Below are 18,095 nucleotides of genomic sequence, written 5' to 3' on the forward strand. Positions count from 1 at the left end.
GCCACACTCGCGCTTCCGTGCCCCGGACGCTGCGCAGCACGAAGTGATGCGCTGCAGAGCCGAGGCCCATGCGTCAGCGAGTGCGATCCGCTGGATCCCGGCTCTGCGCAGCAGTGTTTCACGCTGCAGCGCGTCCGGGACACGCGAGTATCACAGATACCGCGACAGCTCGGTCTTGAACTGTCCGTACACGGCATCCTCGATCTGGCTGCGCGTGATGCCGATGTCGCGCAGGGCACGGTCGTCGAGCTCGTTCAGGGTCTTGACGGCGGAGCGGCGCTCCAGGCGGTCGAACAGCGCGGTGAGGCGCAGGGCTAGGGCACTGAAAACCGATGAGGATGGGCGTAAGGTCCGCCCGGCAGTTTGCGAGATCGTGGTCATTCTTCTTCTCCGGCCTATCGTCCCGCGCGGCGAAGCAGGTGCCGTTGGCGCGGACGCTTGTTGGCGCCTGCACCTCATTTGCCGTCGGATTGCTCTCGCTCTCCTCGGCCCATCGCGGAACTTGATGGAACTTAAATGCTCCAGTACACTCCTCGGAGCAAGCAAAACATTGCTCTCGGTGCAATATGTCCAAGTTCGAGTACGTGAAGCTCGCCGATGCCATTGCGGCCGATATCACTAACGGCACGTTAAGACCCGGCGACCGGCTGCCGCCGCAGCGCAATTTTGCCTATGACCGTGGCATCGCGGTCTCGACCGCGAGCCGGGTTTATACGGAATTGCTCCGCCGCGGCCTCGTGGTCGGCGAGGTCGGGCGCGGCACGTTCATCTCCGGCGACGTCAGGCGTGAAGTCGAGACCATGCGCGAGCCGGCCGACGCGCGCATCAATCTCGAGGTCAATTACCCGCTATTGCCGCAGCAATGGGCGATGATCGCCAAGAGCCTCGCGGGGCTCGAGCGCATCGACGCGCTGGAATCCGCGCTGCGCGTTTCGACCAGCACCGGCACCAAGAGCGCCCGCGTTGCCGCCGCTGCCTATCTCGCACGCAAGGATTTTTCGCCGCAGCCCGAGCAGATCTTCTTCACCGCCAACGGCAAGCAATCGCTCGCGGCCGCGCTTGCCGCGCTGGTGCCCACCGGCGGCCGCTGCGGCGTCGAGGCGCTGACCTACCCTTACGTCAAGAGCATCGCCGCGCGGCTCGGTGTGACGCTGGTCCCGATCCCCATGGACGAGTTCGGCGCGCGGCCCGACGCCATCCAGAAGGCCCATCGCGAGGCGCATCTGTCGGCGCTGTATCTGCAGCCCATCATCCAGAACCCGCTCGGCGTCACCATGAACGCGACGCGGCGCGCCGACATCATGCGCGTCGCCGAGAAGCTCGATCTCACCATCATCGAGGACGCCGTCTACGGCTTCCTCGCCGACGACACGCCACTGGCGGCGCTCGGGCCCCACCGCTGCATCGTGCTCGACAGCCTGTCCAAGAAGGTCGCACCGGGGCTCGCGCTCGGCATCCTCGTCGCGCCGCCGCATCTGCGCGAGAGTGTGATGAGCGCGGTGCGGACCGGCGGCTGGATCGCCTCCGGCCATGCGCTCGCGGCCGGGCAGCGGCTGATGGCCGACGGCACCGTCGCCGAGCTGACCCGGCTGAAACGCATCGATGCCGCGCGCCGACAGCAGACCGCCGCTAGGCTGCTCTCCGGCTACCAGCTCGCCGCCGATCCGCGCTCCTATCATCTCTGGCTGACGCTGCCACCGCACTGGCGCTCGCAGACCTTCGTCGCCGCAGCAGCAAGGCGCGGCATCGCGCTGACGCCGTCCTCGACCTTTGCGATCGCGCACGGTCACGCGCCGAACGCGGTGCGGCTCGCGCTGGCCCCGCCCTCGCCCGAGCAGCTCGATTCCGGCCTGCGCACCATCGTCTCGCTGCTCGGCACCAAGGAGGACGATTTCGATTCGACGGAGTAGGGCTCAGACTTCCGACCAGTCCGCGATAAAGCCCCTCGCCTTGCAAGGCTCGATCTTGTCCCATTCGTGCAGCATGCGGCGGCGAAATTCGGCGTCGGTATGCCAGAGCGCACGTGGTGTCGTGAAACTGTCGACGGTGAGCAGCATCTTCTCGACCCCCGGCCAATGCCGATGCAGCGTCATCGGGTAGCGCCGCGCGGTCCAGGTGTTGCCGAGACAGATCACGCTGCGGATATTCTGCAGCCCGATGGCCGCATCGATGATCGGAAGCGAGAAGATGACGTTCTCGCCGGTGTTCATCGCGCGGTGCTCCTCGAGGATAAGGTCCGCCGGAACGCCCGCGGCAACCATCGCGGCCTTGATAATGCTGCACTCGGATTGCTCCGAGCCCGGCGTCACACCGCCGCTGACAATCGACCGGCGAAACAGGCCCTCGCGCCACAGCCTTGCGGCGGTGTCGGCACGCAAGCCAGCGTCCTCGCGGGTGCCGAACACGAACAGCAAGTCGGCTGGCCGGAGCGGCGTCTCGATCAGATGCGTGCGGTTGATTCTGGCGATCTCGTCTGCCGTCGGCAGACGGGTGCTGCGATCCATGGCTGACATGACCACAAGGATGCGACGCAGACGGCGGGACGCGAAGTCACATTTGATTGCGGCCGATTGCACCTAGGGCAGCAGGGCCTTCGGCACGCGATCGAAACTGTAGCTCTGCGGCCGGTTGCGCCGCACGAAGCCGCCGACCTGCCAGGCGAACAGCGCGGCGAAGCCGAGGATGAACAGCACGCCCGCGAGCTCGCCGGTCAGAAGCGCGCGGATCAACAGCCCCGCCATTGCCACAGCGAGCACGGCCAGGAACACCAGCACCGCCGCATAGGTTTTGCGGCCGAGGCCCGCGGTCAATTCGGCGCGGCTGCCGGCTTTGGCCATCCGCGCATGCAGCTCGATCAGGAAATCGCGAAAACCGTTGTCCTGCGGCGCCATCAGCGCCGCGGTCTGCCAGCTCGTCGACAGGATCGCGATGCGGCCGCCGCCCGTGCGGCTGATATCGGCGCGGAAGCGGTGCTGCTGCATCGACACCGGGCGGAACGACAGCCGGATCGCCGAAATCTCGTCATAGCGCCACAGGCCGGAGCGGCCGGCGATGTGCCAGGACAGCCCCTGCTCCGTCAACTCGAAGCGATGCGCCGAGCCGATCAGCGAGGCCTTGTAGGCATAGCTCGTGGTCGAACCCGCTTCCGCTCCCGGCATGTCGTCAACGAACCCATGGGCGATCGCTTGGGCGATCGGCTTGCGCGATCGCCCCCGGCCATCCTACAAGCGAGGCATGGCTGAGACGACCTTTTTTCCGCGCCGCCTGATTCTCGGCGCCGCGATGATCTCCGGTGTGTTGCTGGCGCTCGCGGTGCACATGCTGGGCGCGCGCTACGGTCTCGATCTCGGCCGCCTCTGGCGCTCCGACACGCATGATTTCATTCCGGCGGGCGCCGCCATCGCTTGGTGGCTGATCGCCACCGTCGGCTTCTCCGGCGGCTATTTCACGGCGAGCCTGATGCAGAGCGCCGTCTCCGGACAGATCCCGCAGCGGATGCGGCAATTCCTGATCGCGGTCGGCGTGCTGCTGCTTGCGGGAGCGGGTCAGGCGGCGTCGGCGCCGAGCCCGATCCCGACCGTCTCGGGCGTGCTCGCCGGGCTTGCCGCCCTGTGTCTCGGCGCCGTGATGGCGTTCTGCGGCGCGCATTTTGCGCTGCGCCGAAGCTGACCTCTCAAGCCGACGCGCGCAGCCGCGGCCGTTCCAGCATGATCGCGACATCCGAGGCGGGCCGCGGCTTGCTGAACAGATAACCCTGCGCCTGGGTGCAGCCCTCGCGCCGGAGCAGCTCGAGCTGCGCGTCGTTCTCGACGCCCTCCGCCGTGGTGACGATGCCGAGGCTGCGGCCGAGGCCGGTCACGGCGCGAATGATTGCCATGGAATCCTCGCGCGTCGCCAGCTCCGACACGAAGGAACGGTCGATCTTGATTTTGTCGAACGGGAAGCTGCGCAGATAGCTCAGCGACGAATAGCCGGTGCCGAAATCATCGAGCGAGATCCGCACGCCCATGGCGCGCAGCTCGTGCAAGGTCGTCAGCGTCGCCTCGCTGTTCTGGAGCAGAACGGATTCGGTGATCTCGAGCTCGAGGCGGCGCGCACCAAGTCCCGAGGCGGCCAACGCCTCGGTCACACCCGCGATCAGGTTCGGGCTCTTGAACTGCACAGGCGACAAATTGACGGCGACATCGACATCGTCGGGCCAGGTGGCCGCGTCGGCACAGGCGGAGCGCAGCACGAACTCGCCGAGCTGAACGATGAGCCCGGTCTCCTCGGCCAGCGGGATGAAGCTGATGGGCGCGATCAGTCCGCGCTGCGGATGGTTCCAGCGTAGCAGCGCCTCGAAGGCGACGACGCGACCGCTGGCGACCTCGCGGATCGGCTGGTAATAGACCTCAAACTCGTCGCGTTGCAGCGCCGCGCGCAGATCCATTTCCAGAAGGCGCCGCGCCTGCGCACGCGCATCCATGCCGGTCTCGAAGAAGCGGTAGGTGCCGCGGCCATCCGCCTTGGCGCGATAGAGCGCAAGATCCGCGTTCTTGAGCAGCTCGTCCGGATTGCTACCGTCCTGCGGCGACAGCGAGATGCCGATCGAGACGCCGATCACGATCTGATGGTCGTCGATCTGGTAAGGCGCCGAGATCACCTCGACGAGGCGTCCGGCAAGCGATCGCGCGGCGATCTCCTCGGAGCGTCCGATCTGGACCACCGCGAACTCGTCGCCGCCGAGCCGCGCCACGGTGTCCTGTTCGCCGACGGTGGCCTCGAGCCTGCGGCCGACCTCCTTGAGCAGCGCATCGCCGATGGGATGGCCGAGCGAGTCGTTGATGTCCTTGAAGTGATCGAGATCGAGGCAAAGCACCGCGAGCTGGTCGCCCGACTTGGTCTGGCGCAGCCCCTGCTCGAGCTGTTCGTGGAACAGCACGCGGTTCGGCAGGCTGGTCAGCGCGTCATGTCGCGCCATGTGCGAGATCTTGGCCTGCGCCTCCAGCCATTCGGTGATGTCCTCGAAGGTCGCGACCCAGCCGCCGCCCTGCATCGGCTGGTTGACGACCCGGATGGAGCGGCCGAACCGGTTGACGACGTCGGTCGTGGTGCGGCCCTCGCGCGCGTCGGCGACGAGGCGGGCGAAGAATTCATCGGCGTCGCCCTGCCATTGGCCCTTGGCCTGCTCTTCCCTGAGCACGTCGACCAGCAAGCGGCCGGCGAGCGGCACGTCGGTTCGACGGAGCATCGCGGCATAGCGCTCGTTGAACAGGATGATCTTGCCTTCCGCGTCGAACATGCACAGCCCCTGCGACATGTTCTCCAGCGCGCTGTCGAGCACGATCTGCTGGCGGCCCAGTTCGCCTTTGGCGCGGCGGTCGAGCAGCGCGGCCACGAGCGCAATCGCGATGATCGCGACGGCGGCGCCGGCAGTCAGGAACGACAGCGAGGCCGGCGGGACCGAGAGCCCGCTGATCGCGATCGTCGGGTCCGGCGTCAACAGCACCGCGCCCATCGCGGTGAAATGATGGGCAACGATCGCGAGCGTCAACAGAGCAGTCGCGCTCAGCGCATGCCGAATGCCGTCACCTCGCGCGGCGACGAACAGCGCGAGCGCTGCGAAGACGATTCCGAACAGCACCGAGGCGGCAACCGTGCTCCCGATCCAATCCAGCCGTGCCGGCATCTCCAGCGCCGCCATGCCGGTGTAATGCATCGCCGCGACACCAAGGCCGACGATGGCGCCGCCGACGACGATCCACACCGGGCGCGAGGACGCCACGGCGATGCTGAGGCCCACGAAGGTCAAGGAGATCGCAAGCATCAGCGACAGAATTGTCACCGGGATGTTGTAGGCGCCGGCGCTTCCCGGGCCGTAGGCCAGCATCGCGATGAAATGCGTCGCCCAGATGCCGCATCCGCTCACGGCCGCATCCAGGGCGATCCAGGCCAGGCGCCCGGCTCCGTGCGTCGCGCGTGCGCGCTGAAACAGGCTGATCGCCGCGGCGCTGGCGAGCAGGCACACCGCGCCCCCAAGGGCCACCAGTCGCCAGTCATGCTCGTCGGTGAGACAGTAGAGAACTTGATACATTGCCGGCCCCTATCGACCCGCACTTGAGCCGACAGTGGTGGACGATCGGTAACCGGCTACAAACCTGCTCCGGAAGTGGTGAATGGAAGATGAGCGAGTTCGCTCACATTGCTGATCCTGGCGACGGCGCACCGAAGCAGCACCACGGCAGCGGGAAGCGAACAAGCACACCGCGCGGACCGTCGCGCGGCGCTCGTAGTTTCCTCTACTCAGCTCGCCGCGCGCAGATTCACCTTGCTCTCGGCGAGTGTCGTCAGCTTCTGGTCGGTCGCCTTCTCCTCCTCGAGCGTCTTGGCGAGCACCGCCGCACAATCGTTGCGGCCGAGCTGCTTGGCCCAGGCGATCAGGCTGCCGTAGCGGACGATCTCGTAATGCTCCGCGGCCTGCGCCGCATTGATCAGGGCCGCGTCGAGCACCGCCTTGTCGGCGACTTCGCCGGCGGTCTCGTCGGCTTCCTCGATGATGCCGTCGATGGCCGGGCAGTCGACCGCCTTCACGGGGACGCCGTGCATCTTGAAGACCTCCTCGAGCCGCGCAACGTGCTGCTTGGTTTCCTCGAGGTGCGTCAAAAAGCCCTGTTTCAGCTGCGGATCAGTGGCCTTGGTCGCCATCTTCGGCAGCGCCTTGGTGAGCTGCTGCTCGGCGTAATAGATGTCCTGGAGCTGATGTACGAACAGGTCGTTCATGGTCTTGATGTCTTTTGTGAACAGTCCCATCGTTCCGATCCTCTCGGGTCTTGGGAACACGGAGGCGCCGGCTTGCACGAAAAAGCCGCGTATTCCGCCATGTTCGATTGCTGATGGAGGCTAACGACCACGCGGCATCGACGTTCCAAAAACGCCGATACGGCTCTGCGTTGGAACAATGCGGACGGCGCCGGGATCTGAGATCGTATCGGCACGGTGAGCGCGCGGATGGAGCCTGGTTTCGCGACTCATATGCTTAACGCGCCGCCGATATGAACCGCGTATGACAAAGTTGCCCGCCGAACGCAGAACCTATTGTTGTCAAGGGCTGCACAAGCCGCTGATTTTGCCTTAAATGAGCTGGATCATGCCTAGCGATCGATGCCTGCCTTTTGGCCGTGATCGCACCCGACCGGCCAATGTCTGGCCCGGTCGGTCTTGCCCCCCGCCGGGAGGATGAATGCACGGACTGCTGCCCGCGCTGAAACGCGGCTTCAATAGATGGATCGGCTGGCGACGGCTCGGCGTCGCCGCGAGCATCTTCATCATCGGGTTTGCGATCACCACGCTGGTGCGGACGCTCAAGGGCATCGATACCGGGGTCATCCTGACCGCGTTGACGGAGATTCCCCGCGGCAACATCGGGCTGGCGGCGATCTGCGTCTTCTTCGCGTTCTGTACGCTGACCTTCTACGACTATTTTGCGCTGCGAACGATCGGCAAGAAGCACGTGCCCTATCGCATCGCGGCGCTGTCCAGCTTCACGTCCTATTCGATCGGGCACAACATCGGCGCCACGGTCTTCACCGGCGGCGCGATCCGTTTCCGGATCTATTCGGACTACGGACTGAACGCGATCGACGTCGCGAAGATCTGCTTCCTGTCCGGCCTGACCTTCTGGCTCGGTAACATCTTCGTGCTCTCGATCGGCATGGCCATCCATCCGGACGCGGCCTCCTCGATGGATCAGCTGCCCTCCTCGCTCAACCGGTTGATCGCCCTCGGCGGTCTCGCATCGATCGGCGCGTATCTGGTCTGGCTCTGCATGGGCGAGAAGCGCCGTGAGCTCGGCCAGAAGGGCTGGAAGGTGGTGCTGCCCTCGGCGCCGCTGACCTTGGTGCAGATCCTGATCGGCGTCGTTGATCTCGGCTTCTGCGCCACGGCAATGTACCTCTTGATGCCGGCCAACCCGCCGATCGACTTCATGTCGCTCGCGGTCGTGTTCATCCTGGCGACCCTGATCGGCTTTGCCAGCCACGCGCCGGGCTCGATCGGCGTGTTCGATGCCGCCATGCTCGTGGCGCTGCCCCAGTTCGGCCGCGAGGAGCTTCTGGCCACGCTGCTGGTGTTCCGTATTCTCTATTTCGTGATCCCGTTCGGCCTTGCCATCTCCATCATGGGCACGCGCGAGCTTTGGACGAATGTGGTCGCGCCGTGGCAGGAGCGGCGGCGGCTGGCGGAAGCCTGCGCGCAGGCCAACCTGCCCAAGGAGGTGACGCCGATGGAGCGCGAACGGCTGCTACGGCGGGCCAGCAAGCGCTGAGCCGCCGACGCCACCTCCGCAATCGTCGGGCAAGGGTTGCAGGCCGCGGCACAATCCTCTCTTATTTCCGCCTCAACTTTGCCGTTGAAGACGCGGGCCATGATTTCCGTATTCCTTCGCACCCTCTCGGCCGGCGCCGTGCTGCTTGCCGGCATCCTTGCTTTGCCCGAGCGCGCCGCCGCGCAGGACGCCGGCACCATGCAGATCAGCTGGGAGGTGCGTAACCGCTTCCGGCTATTCCGCGAGGAGCGCGACTTCCTGCTCCATGTCGAGAACGCGCGCAACCGCAGCATTCTGGCCGCCGAACAGTCCCTGGAGCTCCAGAGCGAGGGCCGCGGCTGGGCCCGCAACATGGTCAACCGGCTCTGCATCGACCTGCAGGGCCGGGTCAACCAGCCCTGCACCCGCGATAATGTCAAAGAGAACTACATCACGCCGATCGACCATCCCGTGACGGTGCGCCTGACCGGCGCGGTGCCGGTCGGCGCCACCTGCGCCTGGTCGTTCGATGACGGCGACGGGCCGCAGAGCTCGACCTTCGACTGCGCCGAGCCGATCAATTTGCGCGTCCGCTACGGCAAGCCGACGGTTGCGACCGTCGATGTCTCGGCCGGCTCCGATCCGACCCAGCGGGTCCAGACCGAGATTCAGGTCCGCGACATCTTCATCGCAGGTCTCGGCGACAGCATCGCCTCCGGCGAAGGCAATCCGGACCGGCCGCTGGCGCTGTCGGACGAAGGATTCTGCTTCCGCTCCTATCTCGGCACCGCCGGTGCGCAGTACTACCGGCCGAGCCGCCACGGCTTCAAGGGCGGCCGCGCCTGCGAGGCGCCGGATACGCTCGCCAACTGGCAACGCTACAGCGCGCTCTGGTTCAATGCGCCGTGCCATCGATCGCTCTACAGCTATCAGGCGCGCACCGCGCTGGCGCTCGCGGTGCGCTACACCCACATCGCCGTGACCTTCCTGCCGCTCGCCTGCACCGGCGCCAGCATCGGCGACGGGCTGCTCGGCTCGCAGCGCGCCCGCGAATGCCCGCCCGGCAAGACCGGCGTCTGCAACACCAGCGTGAACGCGCAAGTCGCCGAGCTGCGGGAAGCCGTCACTGCGGCGAAGAAGCGCCAGCCCGATCGCACGCTCGACCTCGTGCTGCTCTCGGTCGGTGCCAACGACGTCTATTTCTCCGGTCTCGTCGCCGACGTCATCGTCGAAACCGCGACCGAGCGCGCGCTGTTCCGCCGCTCCGGCGTGTTGGCGAGCGTCGACGATTCCCGCGATGCGCTCCAGCGCGAGCTGCCGCAGAATTTCGTCAAGCTGCGCGAGGCGCTGAAGCCGCTGGTCGGCGGCGACCTCTCGCACGTGGTCTATGTCTCCTATGCCAATCCTGCGCTCGCCGACGGCGGCGCGCCCTGCCGCGGCGGCCGGGCCGGCTTTGACATCCACCCGTCCTTCAATGCCGATCCGCAGCGCCTTTCCCGCGTCTCCGCCTTCGTCGACAGCGAATTCCTGCCGCAGCTGAAGGGGCTCGCCACCTGCACCCGCGGTGCGCTGTGCCGCGATCCCGAAGCCGACCGCATGACCTTCGTCGATGCGCACCAGGCCGCGTTCGCCGAGCACGGCTTCTGCGCCCGTTCCGGCAACGATCCCGAATTCGACCGCAGCTGCTTTGCCGCGAACGGCCAGAGCTTCGATCCCGACATCGTCAGCGCGGCGAGCCAGCCGATGCTGTGCGGCCGCGGCGCCTCGGAGTACCGCGCCTACCTGCCCCGCGCGCGCTGGATCCGCGACGCCAATGACAGCTATTTCGCCGCGATGACCTATCCGCAGGGCCTGCCGGCGGCGAGCCAGCCGACCGACATCCACGATGCGGCCTGGGGCGTGCTCTCCGCCGTCTATGGCGGCGCGGTGCATCCGAGCGCCGAGGGCCATGCCGCGATGGCCGACGCGGCGCTGCCGGCGGCGAGCGCCGTGCTCGGACTCGACGCCGTGCCGCCGAACGTGACGCGCGGACTGCTGCCGCAGCTGCTGCCCAGCGCGCAGCAATAGCGCGCGCTGTCTCCACACACTCACCGTCATCGCCAGGCTTGACCGGGCGATCCAGTACTCCGTGACAGCAGTGATTGAATCGAGACGCCGCTGCGTACTGGATTCCCCGCCTTCGCGGGGAATGACAGCGGTGGTTTGATAGGGTTTCCCAACACCGATCATCCCCCACTTCGCCGTTCCATCGATCCAAAAACAGCATCGATCGATACTGCCTTGAACTTGGACACTTCGCCGCGCGCACCTCTAGGACTCGTGTCGGGCAAACGGCCGAGGCCTAAGAGTGGCGCGTGATGAGCGTAGTGGCGTCCGCAGCGGACGTAAGGCGGTCTCGCGTCAGCCTGTTCCTCCTGAGGGCTCCCATGGGAGCTTGACCAGGCAACTCAACGGCGGCCCACAAGGCCGCCGTCTTTGTTTTGGGGGTGATCGATGCTAGAAGTGCCGGGGAAACGCCTTATTCATCTAAGGCATGTATCGATGTTCGACCTCAACCAGCTCCGCTGTTTCGTCACGGTGGCGGAGGAATTGCACTTCGGCCGCGCCGCCGTGCGGCTCAACATGACGCAGCCGCCGCTGTCCCGGCAGATCCAGGTGCTCGAGCACATCATCGACGCGCCGCTCTTGGAGCGCACCAGCCGCTCGGTGCGCCTCACCCCGGCCGGGCGCAGCTTCCTGCCGGAGGCGCGACGCATCCTCAAGCTTGCCGAAAGCGCTTCGCAGGTGGCCCGCCGCATCGCGCTCGGCAAGACCGGCTCGCTGAAGGTCGGCTTCACCGCGGCCGCGGCCTATGGCTTCCTGCCCGAACTCATCGCCGCCTGCCGCGCCAAGCTGCCGGAGGTCGATTTCTCTCTGAAGGAGATGGTATCGGGCGATCAGTTCGAGGCTCTGACTTCTGGCCAGATCGATGCCGGCCTGCTGCGGCCGCCGATCGCACGGCCCGAGCTTGCCAGCCGCCGCGTCGTCGCCGAGCCGCTGCTCGCGGCGATCCCGAAGAAGCATCCGCTGGCGAATGCCGACGGCATCACCATCAAGGATTTCGACGACCAGCCCTTCGTGATGTACTCGCCCTATGAGAGCCGCTACTTCCACGATCTCCTGGTGGCGCTGTTCACCCGCGCCGACGTGCTGCCGCGCTACGTCCAGCATCTCAGCCAGATCCACTCGATCCTCGCGATGGTGCGCGCCGGCCTCGGCCTCGCCATCGTGCCGGCGGCGGCGGCGAGCCTGAAGATCTCCGACGTCCGCCTGCGTCCGCTGAAGCTGCGCACGCGCGTTCCGGTCGAGCTGTTCATGGTGTGGCGGCGCGAGGACGAGAACCCGCTGCTGTCGGCGCTCGTCAAGATCGCCGGCGAATTGTCCTCCGCGGAGGTGGCGGAGGATTGATGCTCAATCCGCATCGGTCGATATAGGCTTTGGCTTGGACGCGCATCGAACGGTCTCCTAAACCACGGCGCATGGACGTGCGGCCTCTGCTTGCGTCCTCCGCAACACGAGAAGGGAGCGCCCATGAGCAAGATGACCCCGCAGGAAATGGCCCAGAAGATCGGATCGGGCCTCCTGTCCTTCCCCGTCACGCCGTTCAGGGCGGACTACTCCTTCGACGAGGCGACCTATCGCGCCAACATGGACTGGCTGTGCGGTTATGACGTCGCAGGTCTCTTCGCCGCGGGCGGCACCGGCGAGTTCTTCTCGCTGACGCCATCAGAAGTTCCGCAGGTCGTGAAGGTCGCCGTCGACGAGACCAAGGGCCGCGTGCCCGTGCTCGCCGGCACCGGCTACGGCACCGCGATCGCCCGCGAGATCGCGATCGGTGCGGAAAAGGCCGGCGCCGACGGCCTCCTGCTGCTGCCGCCCTACCTCACCCATTCCGAGCAGGAAGGCCTTGCCGCCCATGTCGAGGCGGTCTGCGCCGCCGTGAAGATCGGCGTCATGGTCTATAACCGTGACAACGCCATCCTCCAGCCGGACACGCTCGCGCGCCTTGCCGAGCGCTGCCCGAACCTGGTCGGCTACAAGGACGGCATCGGCGACATCGAGCTGATGACCCGCGTCTACACCAAGCTCGGCGACCGCCTCACCTATGTCGGCGGCCTTCCGACCGCCGAGACCTTCGCGCTGCCCTATCTCGACATGGGCGTGACGACCTATTCCTCGGCCGTGTTCAACTTCGTGCCGGAATTCGCCACCAACTTCTACGCCGCGGTGCGCAAGCGCGACCACGCCACGATCCAGGCCGGCCTGAAGGATTTCATCCTGCCGCTGATCGCGATCCGCAACCGCAAGAAGGGTTACGCGGTCTCGATCATCAAGGCCGGCATGAAGGTGATCGGCCGCGATTCCGGCCCCGTCCGTCCGCCGCTGACTGATCTCACCGAGCAGGAGATGGCGGAGCTAACCGCACTGGTGCAGAAGCTGCCCGCCGCACGATCGTCACAACAGGCTGCAGAATAGCAAGACGACAGGGAGGAGCCTGCGATGGCCCAGACTGAGATTTCCGGCGCGTCAGTCGCCGGAGCACCTGTTATCACGGCGATGCAGGTGATCCCGGTCGCGGGCCGCGACAGCATGCTCCTCAACCTCAGCGGCGCGCATGCGCCGTTCTTCACCCGCAACATCGTCATCCTCACCGACAATGCCGGCCACACCGGCGTCGGCGAGGTGCCGGGCGGGCAGAAGATCTGGCAGACGCTCCAGGACGCGCGCGACCTCGTGATCGGAAAGACGGTCGGCGCGATGAACAACATCCTCGCCGATATCCGTACCGCCTTCGCCGACCGCGACGTCGGCGGACGCGGCAAGCAGACCTTTGATCTTCGCGTGATGATCCATGCGGTCACCGCGATCGAATCCGCGCTGCTCGACCTGCTCGGCCAGCATCTCGGACTGCCCGTCGCAGCACTGCTTGGCGAAGGCCAGCAGCGCACCAGCGTCGAGACGCTCGGCTATCTCTTCTTCGTTGGCGACCGCCGTAAGTCGAAGCTCGACTACGTCACTGGCGAGACCGCCAAGCCCGACTGGTTCAACCTCCGCCACCAGGAGGCGATGACGCCAGAGGCCGTGGTGCGGCTTGCGGAGGCGACCCACGACCATTACGGCTTCGCCGACTTCAAGCTCAAGGGCGGCGTGCTCCGCGGCGAGCAGGAGATCGAGGCGGTTACCGCAATCGCAAAACGCTTCCCCAGCGCGCGCGTCACGCTGGACCCCAACGGCGCCTGGTCGCTCGATGAGGCGATCAGCCTCTGCAAGGGCATGCATGGCATCCTCGCTTATGCCGAGGACCCCTGCGGCGCCGAGGCCGGCTTCTCCGGCCGCGAGATCATGGCCGAGTTCCGCCGCGCCACCGGCCTGCCGACCGCCACCAACATGATCGCCACGGACTGGCGGCAGCTCTCCCATGCGCTGCGGCTCGGGGCCGTGGACATCCCTTTGGCCGATCCCCATTTCTGGACCATGCAAGGCTCGGTGCGCGTGGCCCAGACCTGCCGTGACAACGGCCTGACCTGGGGCTCGCACTCCAACAACCATTTCGACATTTCGCTTGCCATGTTCACCCATGTCGGCGCCGCCGCCCCCGGCAAGGTCACCGCGATCGACACCCACTGGATCTGGCAGGACGGTCAAGCGCTGACGAAGGAGCCGCTCCAGATCAAGGGTGGCAAGATCGCCGTCCCGGACCGCCCGGGCCTCGGCATCGAGATCGACCGCCCCGCCATCGAGGCCGCGCACGAGCTCTACAAGAAGCATGGACTTGGGGGGCGGGATGACGCTATGGCCATGCAGGACTTGATCCCCGGCTGGACGTTTGACGACAAGCGTCCCTGCCTCGTGCGTTAGAAACGTTCCCCTGGAGGAAAAAGATGACAGCGATCCTGAAGAACTTCATCGGCGGCGAATGGGTCGACGGCTCCGGCGTCACCAGGAACATCAATCCCTCCAACACCAACGATCTCGTCGGCGAATACGCCAAGGCCGACAAGGCGCAGACCGAGAAGGCGATCGCCGCCGCGAAGGCCGCCTTCCCCGCCTGGGCGCAGTCGACCCCGCAGGCGCGCTACGACGCGCTCAACAAGATCTCGACTGAAATCCTCGCCCGTAAGGAAGAGCTCGGCCGCCTACTCGCGCGCGAGGAAGGCAAGACCCTCCCCGAAGGCATCGGCGAGGTCGCCCGCGCCGGCCAGATCTTCGCGTTCTTCGCCGGCGAAGCGCTGCGCCTGATCGGCGAGAAGGGCGCCTCGGTGCGTCCCGGCCTCGACGTCGAGCTCACCCGTGAGCCGGTCGGCGTCGTCGGCATGATCACGCCCTGGAATTTCCCGATCGCGATCCCCGCCTGGAAGATCGCGCCTGCGCTCTGCTACGGCAACACCGTGGTGTTCAAGCCGGCCGAGCTGGTGCCCGGCTCGGCGCATGCGCTGTCCGAGATCATCACCCGCTCCGGCATTCCCGCGGGCGTGTTCAACCTCGTCGTCGGCTCCGGCTCGGTGGTCGGCCAGACCCTGCTCGAGCATCCGGACGTCGCCGCGATCTCCTTCACCGGCTCGGTGCAGACGGGACGCAAGATCGCGCAGGCCTGCGTGCTCTCGAACCCCATGAAGAAGTTCCAGCTCGAGATGGGCGGCAAGAACCCGCTGGTCGTGCTCGACGACGCCGACCTCAAGACTGCCGTCGAGGTCGCCGTCAACGGCGCTTATTTCTCGACCGGCCAGCGCTGCACCGCCTCGTCCCGCCTGATCGTCACCGAGGGCATCCACGACCGCTTCGTCGCCGCCATGGCCGAGCGCCTGAACAGCCTGTCGGTCGACGATGCGCTCAAGGCCGGCGTGCATATCGGCCCGGTGGTCGACCAGAACCAGCTCGACCAGGACCTCCGCTACATCAAGATCGGCCAGGACGAAGGCGCCAAGCTCGCCTTCGGCGGCGAGCTGCTAAAGCGCGAGAATCCCGGCCACTATCTCCAGCCGGCGCTGTTCACCGAAGCCAACAACAACATGCGCATCGCGCGTGAGGAGATTTTTGGCCCGGTCGCCGCCGTCATTCGTGCGAAGAATTACGAAGAGGCGCTCGCCATCTCCAACGACACCGAGTTCGGCCTCGCCTCCGGCATCTGCACCACCAGCCTGAAATACGCATCGCATTACAAGCGCAATAGCGAGTCCGGCATGGTGATGGTCAATCTGCCGACTGCCGGCGTCGACTATCACGTGCCGTTCGGTGGCCGGAAGGGCTCGAGCTACGGCGCCCGTGAGCAGGGCTCCTACGCGCGCGAGTTCTACACCACGGTGAAGACGGCTTACACCAATCCGGGCTGAGATATCGTAGGGTGGGCAAAGCGAAGCGTGCCCACCACTTACGCTCGGTGTGAGGACGGTGGGCACGGCGCGTTGCGCCTTTGCCCACCCTACGACTTCTGAGGCAGCGCAGATGGACCAGGACGTCGCAGCGAAAGAGCAGCCCCGCTACATCAAGCTCAACGAGCGCGACAATGTCGCGATCGTGGTCAATGATTTCGGGCTCCCCGCCGGCGCGCGCTTTGCCAGCGGCCTGACGTTGCGCGCCTTCGTGCCGCAGGGACACAAGACCGCGCTGGTCGACATCGCGGAAGGCGAACCGATCGTCCGCTACGGCGAGATCATCGGCTACGCGCTGTCGCCGATCCTGGCCGGCGAATGGGTGGACGAGGCGCGCATCCGCATGCCGGAGGCCCCTGCCCTCGACAAGCTCGAAATCTCGACCGCCGTCCCCGCACCGCTGCCGCCGCTCGAAGGCTTCACCTTCGAGGGCTACCGCAATCCGGACGGTTCGGTCGGCACCAAGAACATCCTCGGCATCTCCTCCTCCGTGCAATGCGTCAAAGGCACGATGGAATATGCGGTGAAGCGCATCCGCGCCGAGCTGCTGCCGAAATATCCGAACGTGGATGACGTCGTGCCGCTGACGCACGCCTATGGCTGCGGCGTCGCCATCACCGCGCCCGACGCGGTGGTGCCGATCCGCACCCTGCAGAACCTCGCGCTCAACCCGAATTTCGGCGGCGAGATCCTCGTTGTCGGCCTCGGCTGCGAGAAGCTCGCACCCGAACGCCTGGTGCCGGAAGGCGTGGGTGACGCGATCATCCGCATGCAGGACGAGGCTTTCGACGGCTTTGGTGCGATCGTCGAGGCGATCATGACCCAGGCCGAGGCGCGGCTCAAAGTGCTCAACACCCGCAAGCGCGAGACCTGCCCGGCGTCCGACCTTGTGATCGGCCTGCAATGCGGCGGCAGCGATGCCTTCTCCGGCGTCACTGCCAATCCCGCCGTCGGCTTCGCCGCGGACCTCCTGGTGCGCGCCGGCGCCACCGTGATGTTCTCGGAAGTGACTGAAGTGCGCGACGCGATCCAGCTGCTCACCCGCCGCGCCATCAACGAGGACGTCGGCCGCGCGCTGGTGCGCGAGATGGCTTGGTACGATTCCTATCTCGCCCGCGGCGGCGCCGACCGCAGCGCCAACACCACGCCCGGCAACAAGAAGGGCGGCCTTGCCAACATCGTGGAGAAATCGCTCGGCTCGATCGTCAAGTCCGGCTCGAGCGCGATCACCGGCGTGCTCTCGCCCGGCGAGAAGGCGACGCAGAAGGGCATGCTGTTCGCCGCGACGCCGGCCTCCGACTTCATCTGCGGCACGCTGCAGCTCGCCTCGGGCATGACGTTGCAAGTTTTCACCACCGGCCGTGGCACGCCCTATGGCCTCGCGGCAGCACCGGTGATCAAGGTCGCGACGCGCAGCGAGCTCGCGCGGCGCTGGAAAGACCTGATCGACTTCGACGCCGGCAAGATCGCAACCGGCGAGAAGACCATCCAGGAGACCGGCTGGGACCTGTTCCGCCTGATCCTCGATGTTGCCAGCGGCCGAACCAAACCCTGGTCGGACCGCTGGGGCATCCACAACGACCTCACGCTGTTCAATCCCGCGCCGGTGACCTAAAGCGTTTCCGAGCGAAGTGGGTCCCGGTTCGCGTCAAAACAGAACCGTCACTGTCCCTCGATCAAGTGCATGTCGCCCAGCGTGAGCGGCAGGCTTCGGACGATGAGGTTCGCGATCGCCGCACGCAGCCGTTCGCTCGAACCCGCGTCCTCGAACGTCGCTTCGATCGGTCCGCTCGGGCCGGCGATCCGCACCGTGCCAGTGTTGTCGAGCGGCGCGGCCACCCTCTTCTCGATCACGTCGAACGACTTGCCCTCGATGATGCGAACCTCGTACAAGGCGTGGATCAGTCCGTAATCCGCAAGCAGCGTCCGATATTCGGCGAACCCGACGCCCTCGACGTTGCGGCCGTTTCCAAGCTTCGATCTCGCCCGGGTGATGACGATATATGCGTCCAGTCCCTGCGGCGTGACATCGCTGCGAACCAGCTCCTTGAACGGGTCGCTCCGCAGCAGATTGACCGGCGCGACCGCCGAATCCCTGATCGCGGCGAAGGCCGCGCGCCGGTAGCTCACCGGCTGCACATGAAACCGTCCGCTCAGCAGCTTCGTTGCCTGCTGGACGATCAGCTCGTCCAGCCCCCATGCGCCGATCGAGGCGGTCTGCGCGGCGTTGTCGAGCCCGGTCAGGCCGGCTCGCGTCAGGCTGATCTCCTCGCCGATCGCCGAGATGATACCGACGGTCTTGATCGCCTGGAGCCGGCTGGCACGCGTCTCGAACGCCGCGGCGGCACCGAGCGCGACGCTGGCGATCGCGCAGGCGAGAGTTAGGATGATCTTGCCGCGCATGG

General features: G+C 66.3%; 15 protein-coding genes. 9 read left to right on the top strand and 6 right to left on the bottom strand.

Annotation, left to right across the window (positions count from 1 at the left end; translation table 11 throughout):
* Positions 1 to 150: 150 nt before the first annotated feature.
* Positions 151 to 381 carry a DUF1127 domain-containing protein gene (locus I6F33_RS24235; protein WP_225144335.1) on the bottom strand — a complete coding sequence of 77 codons (231 nt, stop codon included), beginning with the start codon at positions 379 to 381 and terminating at the stop codon, positions 151 to 153.
* A 185-nt stretch (positions 382 to 566) separates the two neighbouring features.
* Between I6F33_RS24235 and I6F33_RS24240 the strand changes: the two genes are divergently transcribed.
* The gene (locus I6F33_RS24240) at positions 567 to 1,910 is read left to right on the top strand and encodes a PLP-dependent aminotransferase family protein (protein WP_109143172.1); all 1,344 of its coding nucleotides are present in this window, start codon (positions 567 to 569) and stop codon (positions 1,908 to 1,910) included.
* Positions 1,911 to 1,913: 3 nt separating this feature from the next.
* Here the strand turns inward: I6F33_RS24240 and I6F33_RS24245 are convergent, their stop codons facing one another.
* Together I6F33_RS24245 and I6F33_RS24250 are read right to left on the bottom strand one after the other, a co-directional pair.
* Positions 1,914 to 2,513, bottom strand: coding sequence for a YdcF family protein (locus I6F33_RS24245; protein ID WP_225144336.1), 600 nt, complete (start codon positions 2,511 to 2,513; stop codon positions 1,914 to 1,916).
* Positions 2,514 to 2,576: 63 nt separating this feature from the next.
* On the bottom strand, positions 2,577 to 3,158 hold the full coding sequence (locus tag I6F33_RS24250; RefSeq protein ID WP_225144337.1) for a hypothetical protein: 582 nt from the start codon (positions 3,156 to 3,158) through the stop codon (positions 2,577 to 2,579).
* Between the two features lie 76 nt (positions 3,159 to 3,234).
* Here I6F33_RS24250 and I6F33_RS24255 point away from each other — a divergent pair, with 76 nt between their 5' ends.
* On the top strand, positions 3,235 to 3,669 hold the full coding sequence (locus tag I6F33_RS24255; RefSeq protein WP_225144338.1) for a hypothetical protein: 435 nt from the start codon (positions 3,235 to 3,237) through the stop codon (positions 3,667 to 3,669).
* A 4-nt stretch (positions 3,670 to 3,673) separates the two neighbouring features.
* Here the strand turns inward: I6F33_RS24255 and I6F33_RS24260 are convergent, their stop codons facing one another.
* Both I6F33_RS24260 and I6F33_RS24265 read right to left on the bottom strand, forming a co-directional pair.
* Positions 3,674 to 6,073: an EAL domain-containing protein gene (locus I6F33_RS24260; RefSeq protein WP_225144339.1), complete on the bottom strand. Its 2,400-nt coding sequence runs from the start codon at positions 6,071 to 6,073 to the stop codon at positions 3,674 to 3,676.
* A 209-nt stretch (positions 6,074 to 6,282) separates the two neighbouring features.
* Positions 6,283 to 6,789 (bottom strand): ferritin-like domain-containing protein, encoded by a 507-nt coding sequence (locus I6F33_RS24265; protein WP_036015620.1) that lies wholly within the window; start codon positions 6,787 to 6,789, stop codon positions 6,283 to 6,285.
* Positions 6,790 to 7,219: 430 nt separating this feature from the next.
* Between I6F33_RS24265 and I6F33_RS24270 the strand changes: the two genes are divergently transcribed.
* The 7 genes from I6F33_RS24270 to garD all read left to right on the top strand — a co-directional run bounded on the left by I6F33_RS24270 (position 7,220) and on the right by garD (position 17,305).
* Positions 7,220 to 8,302: a YbhN family protein gene (locus I6F33_RS24270; RefSeq protein ID WP_225144340.1), complete on the top strand. Its 1,083-nt coding sequence runs from the start codon at positions 7,220 to 7,222 to the stop codon at positions 8,300 to 8,302.
* Positions 8,303 to 8,401: 99 nt separating this feature from the next.
* Positions 8,402 to 10,348: a hypothetical protein gene (locus I6F33_RS24275; protein WP_225144341.1), complete on the top strand. Its 1,947-nt coding sequence runs from the start codon at positions 8,402 to 8,404 to the stop codon at positions 10,346 to 10,348.
* 474 nt (positions 10,349 to 10,822) lie between these two features.
* Positions 10,823 to 11,728 (top strand): LysR substrate-binding domain-containing protein, encoded by a 906-nt coding sequence (locus I6F33_RS24280; protein ID WP_036015611.1) that lies wholly within the window; start codon positions 10,823 to 10,825, stop codon positions 11,726 to 11,728.
* Between the two features lie 123 nt (positions 11,729 to 11,851).
* Positions 11,852 to 12,796 carry a 5-dehydro-4-deoxyglucarate dehydratase gene (kdgD, locus tag I6F33_RS24285; protein ID WP_225144342.1) on the top strand — a complete coding sequence of 315 codons (945 nt, stop codon included), beginning with the start codon at positions 11,852 to 11,854 and terminating at the stop codon, positions 12,794 to 12,796.
* 24 nt (positions 12,797 to 12,820) lie between these two features.
* Positions 12,821 to 14,179 carry a glucarate dehydratase gene (gene gudD / locus I6F33_RS24290; RefSeq protein WP_109143165.1) on the top strand — a complete coding sequence of 453 codons (1,359 nt, stop codon included), beginning with the start codon at positions 12,821 to 12,823 and terminating at the stop codon, positions 14,177 to 14,179.
* A gap of 23 nt (positions 14,180 to 14,202) precedes the next feature.
* Complete coding sequence (locus tag I6F33_RS24295) at positions 14,203 to 15,651, top strand: aldehyde dehydrogenase family protein (RefSeq protein ID WP_036044516.1); 1,449 nt, start codon at positions 14,203 to 14,205, stop codon at positions 15,649 to 15,651.
* Between the two features lie 112 nt (positions 15,652 to 15,763).
* On the top strand, positions 15,764 to 17,305 hold the full coding sequence (garD, locus tag I6F33_RS24300) for a galactarate dehydratase (RefSeq protein ID WP_225144343.1): 1,542 nt from the start codon (positions 15,764 to 15,766) through the stop codon (positions 17,303 to 17,305).
* A 47-nt stretch (positions 17,306 to 17,352) separates the two neighbouring features.
* On the opposite strand, the gene I6F33_RS24305 is transcribed toward garD, so the two are convergent.
* On the bottom strand, positions 17,353 to 18,093 hold the full coding sequence (locus I6F33_RS24305; protein ID WP_036015600.1) for a hypothetical protein: 741 nt from the start codon (positions 18,091 to 18,093) through the stop codon (positions 17,353 to 17,355).
* Between the last annotated feature and the right edge of the window lie 2 nt (positions 18,094 to 18,095).

Source organism: Bradyrhizobium sp. BRP20 (assembly GCF_020194215.1).
GTDB lineage: Bacteria > Pseudomonadota > Alphaproteobacteria > Rhizobiales > Xanthobacteraceae > Bradyrhizobium > Bradyrhizobium yuanmingense.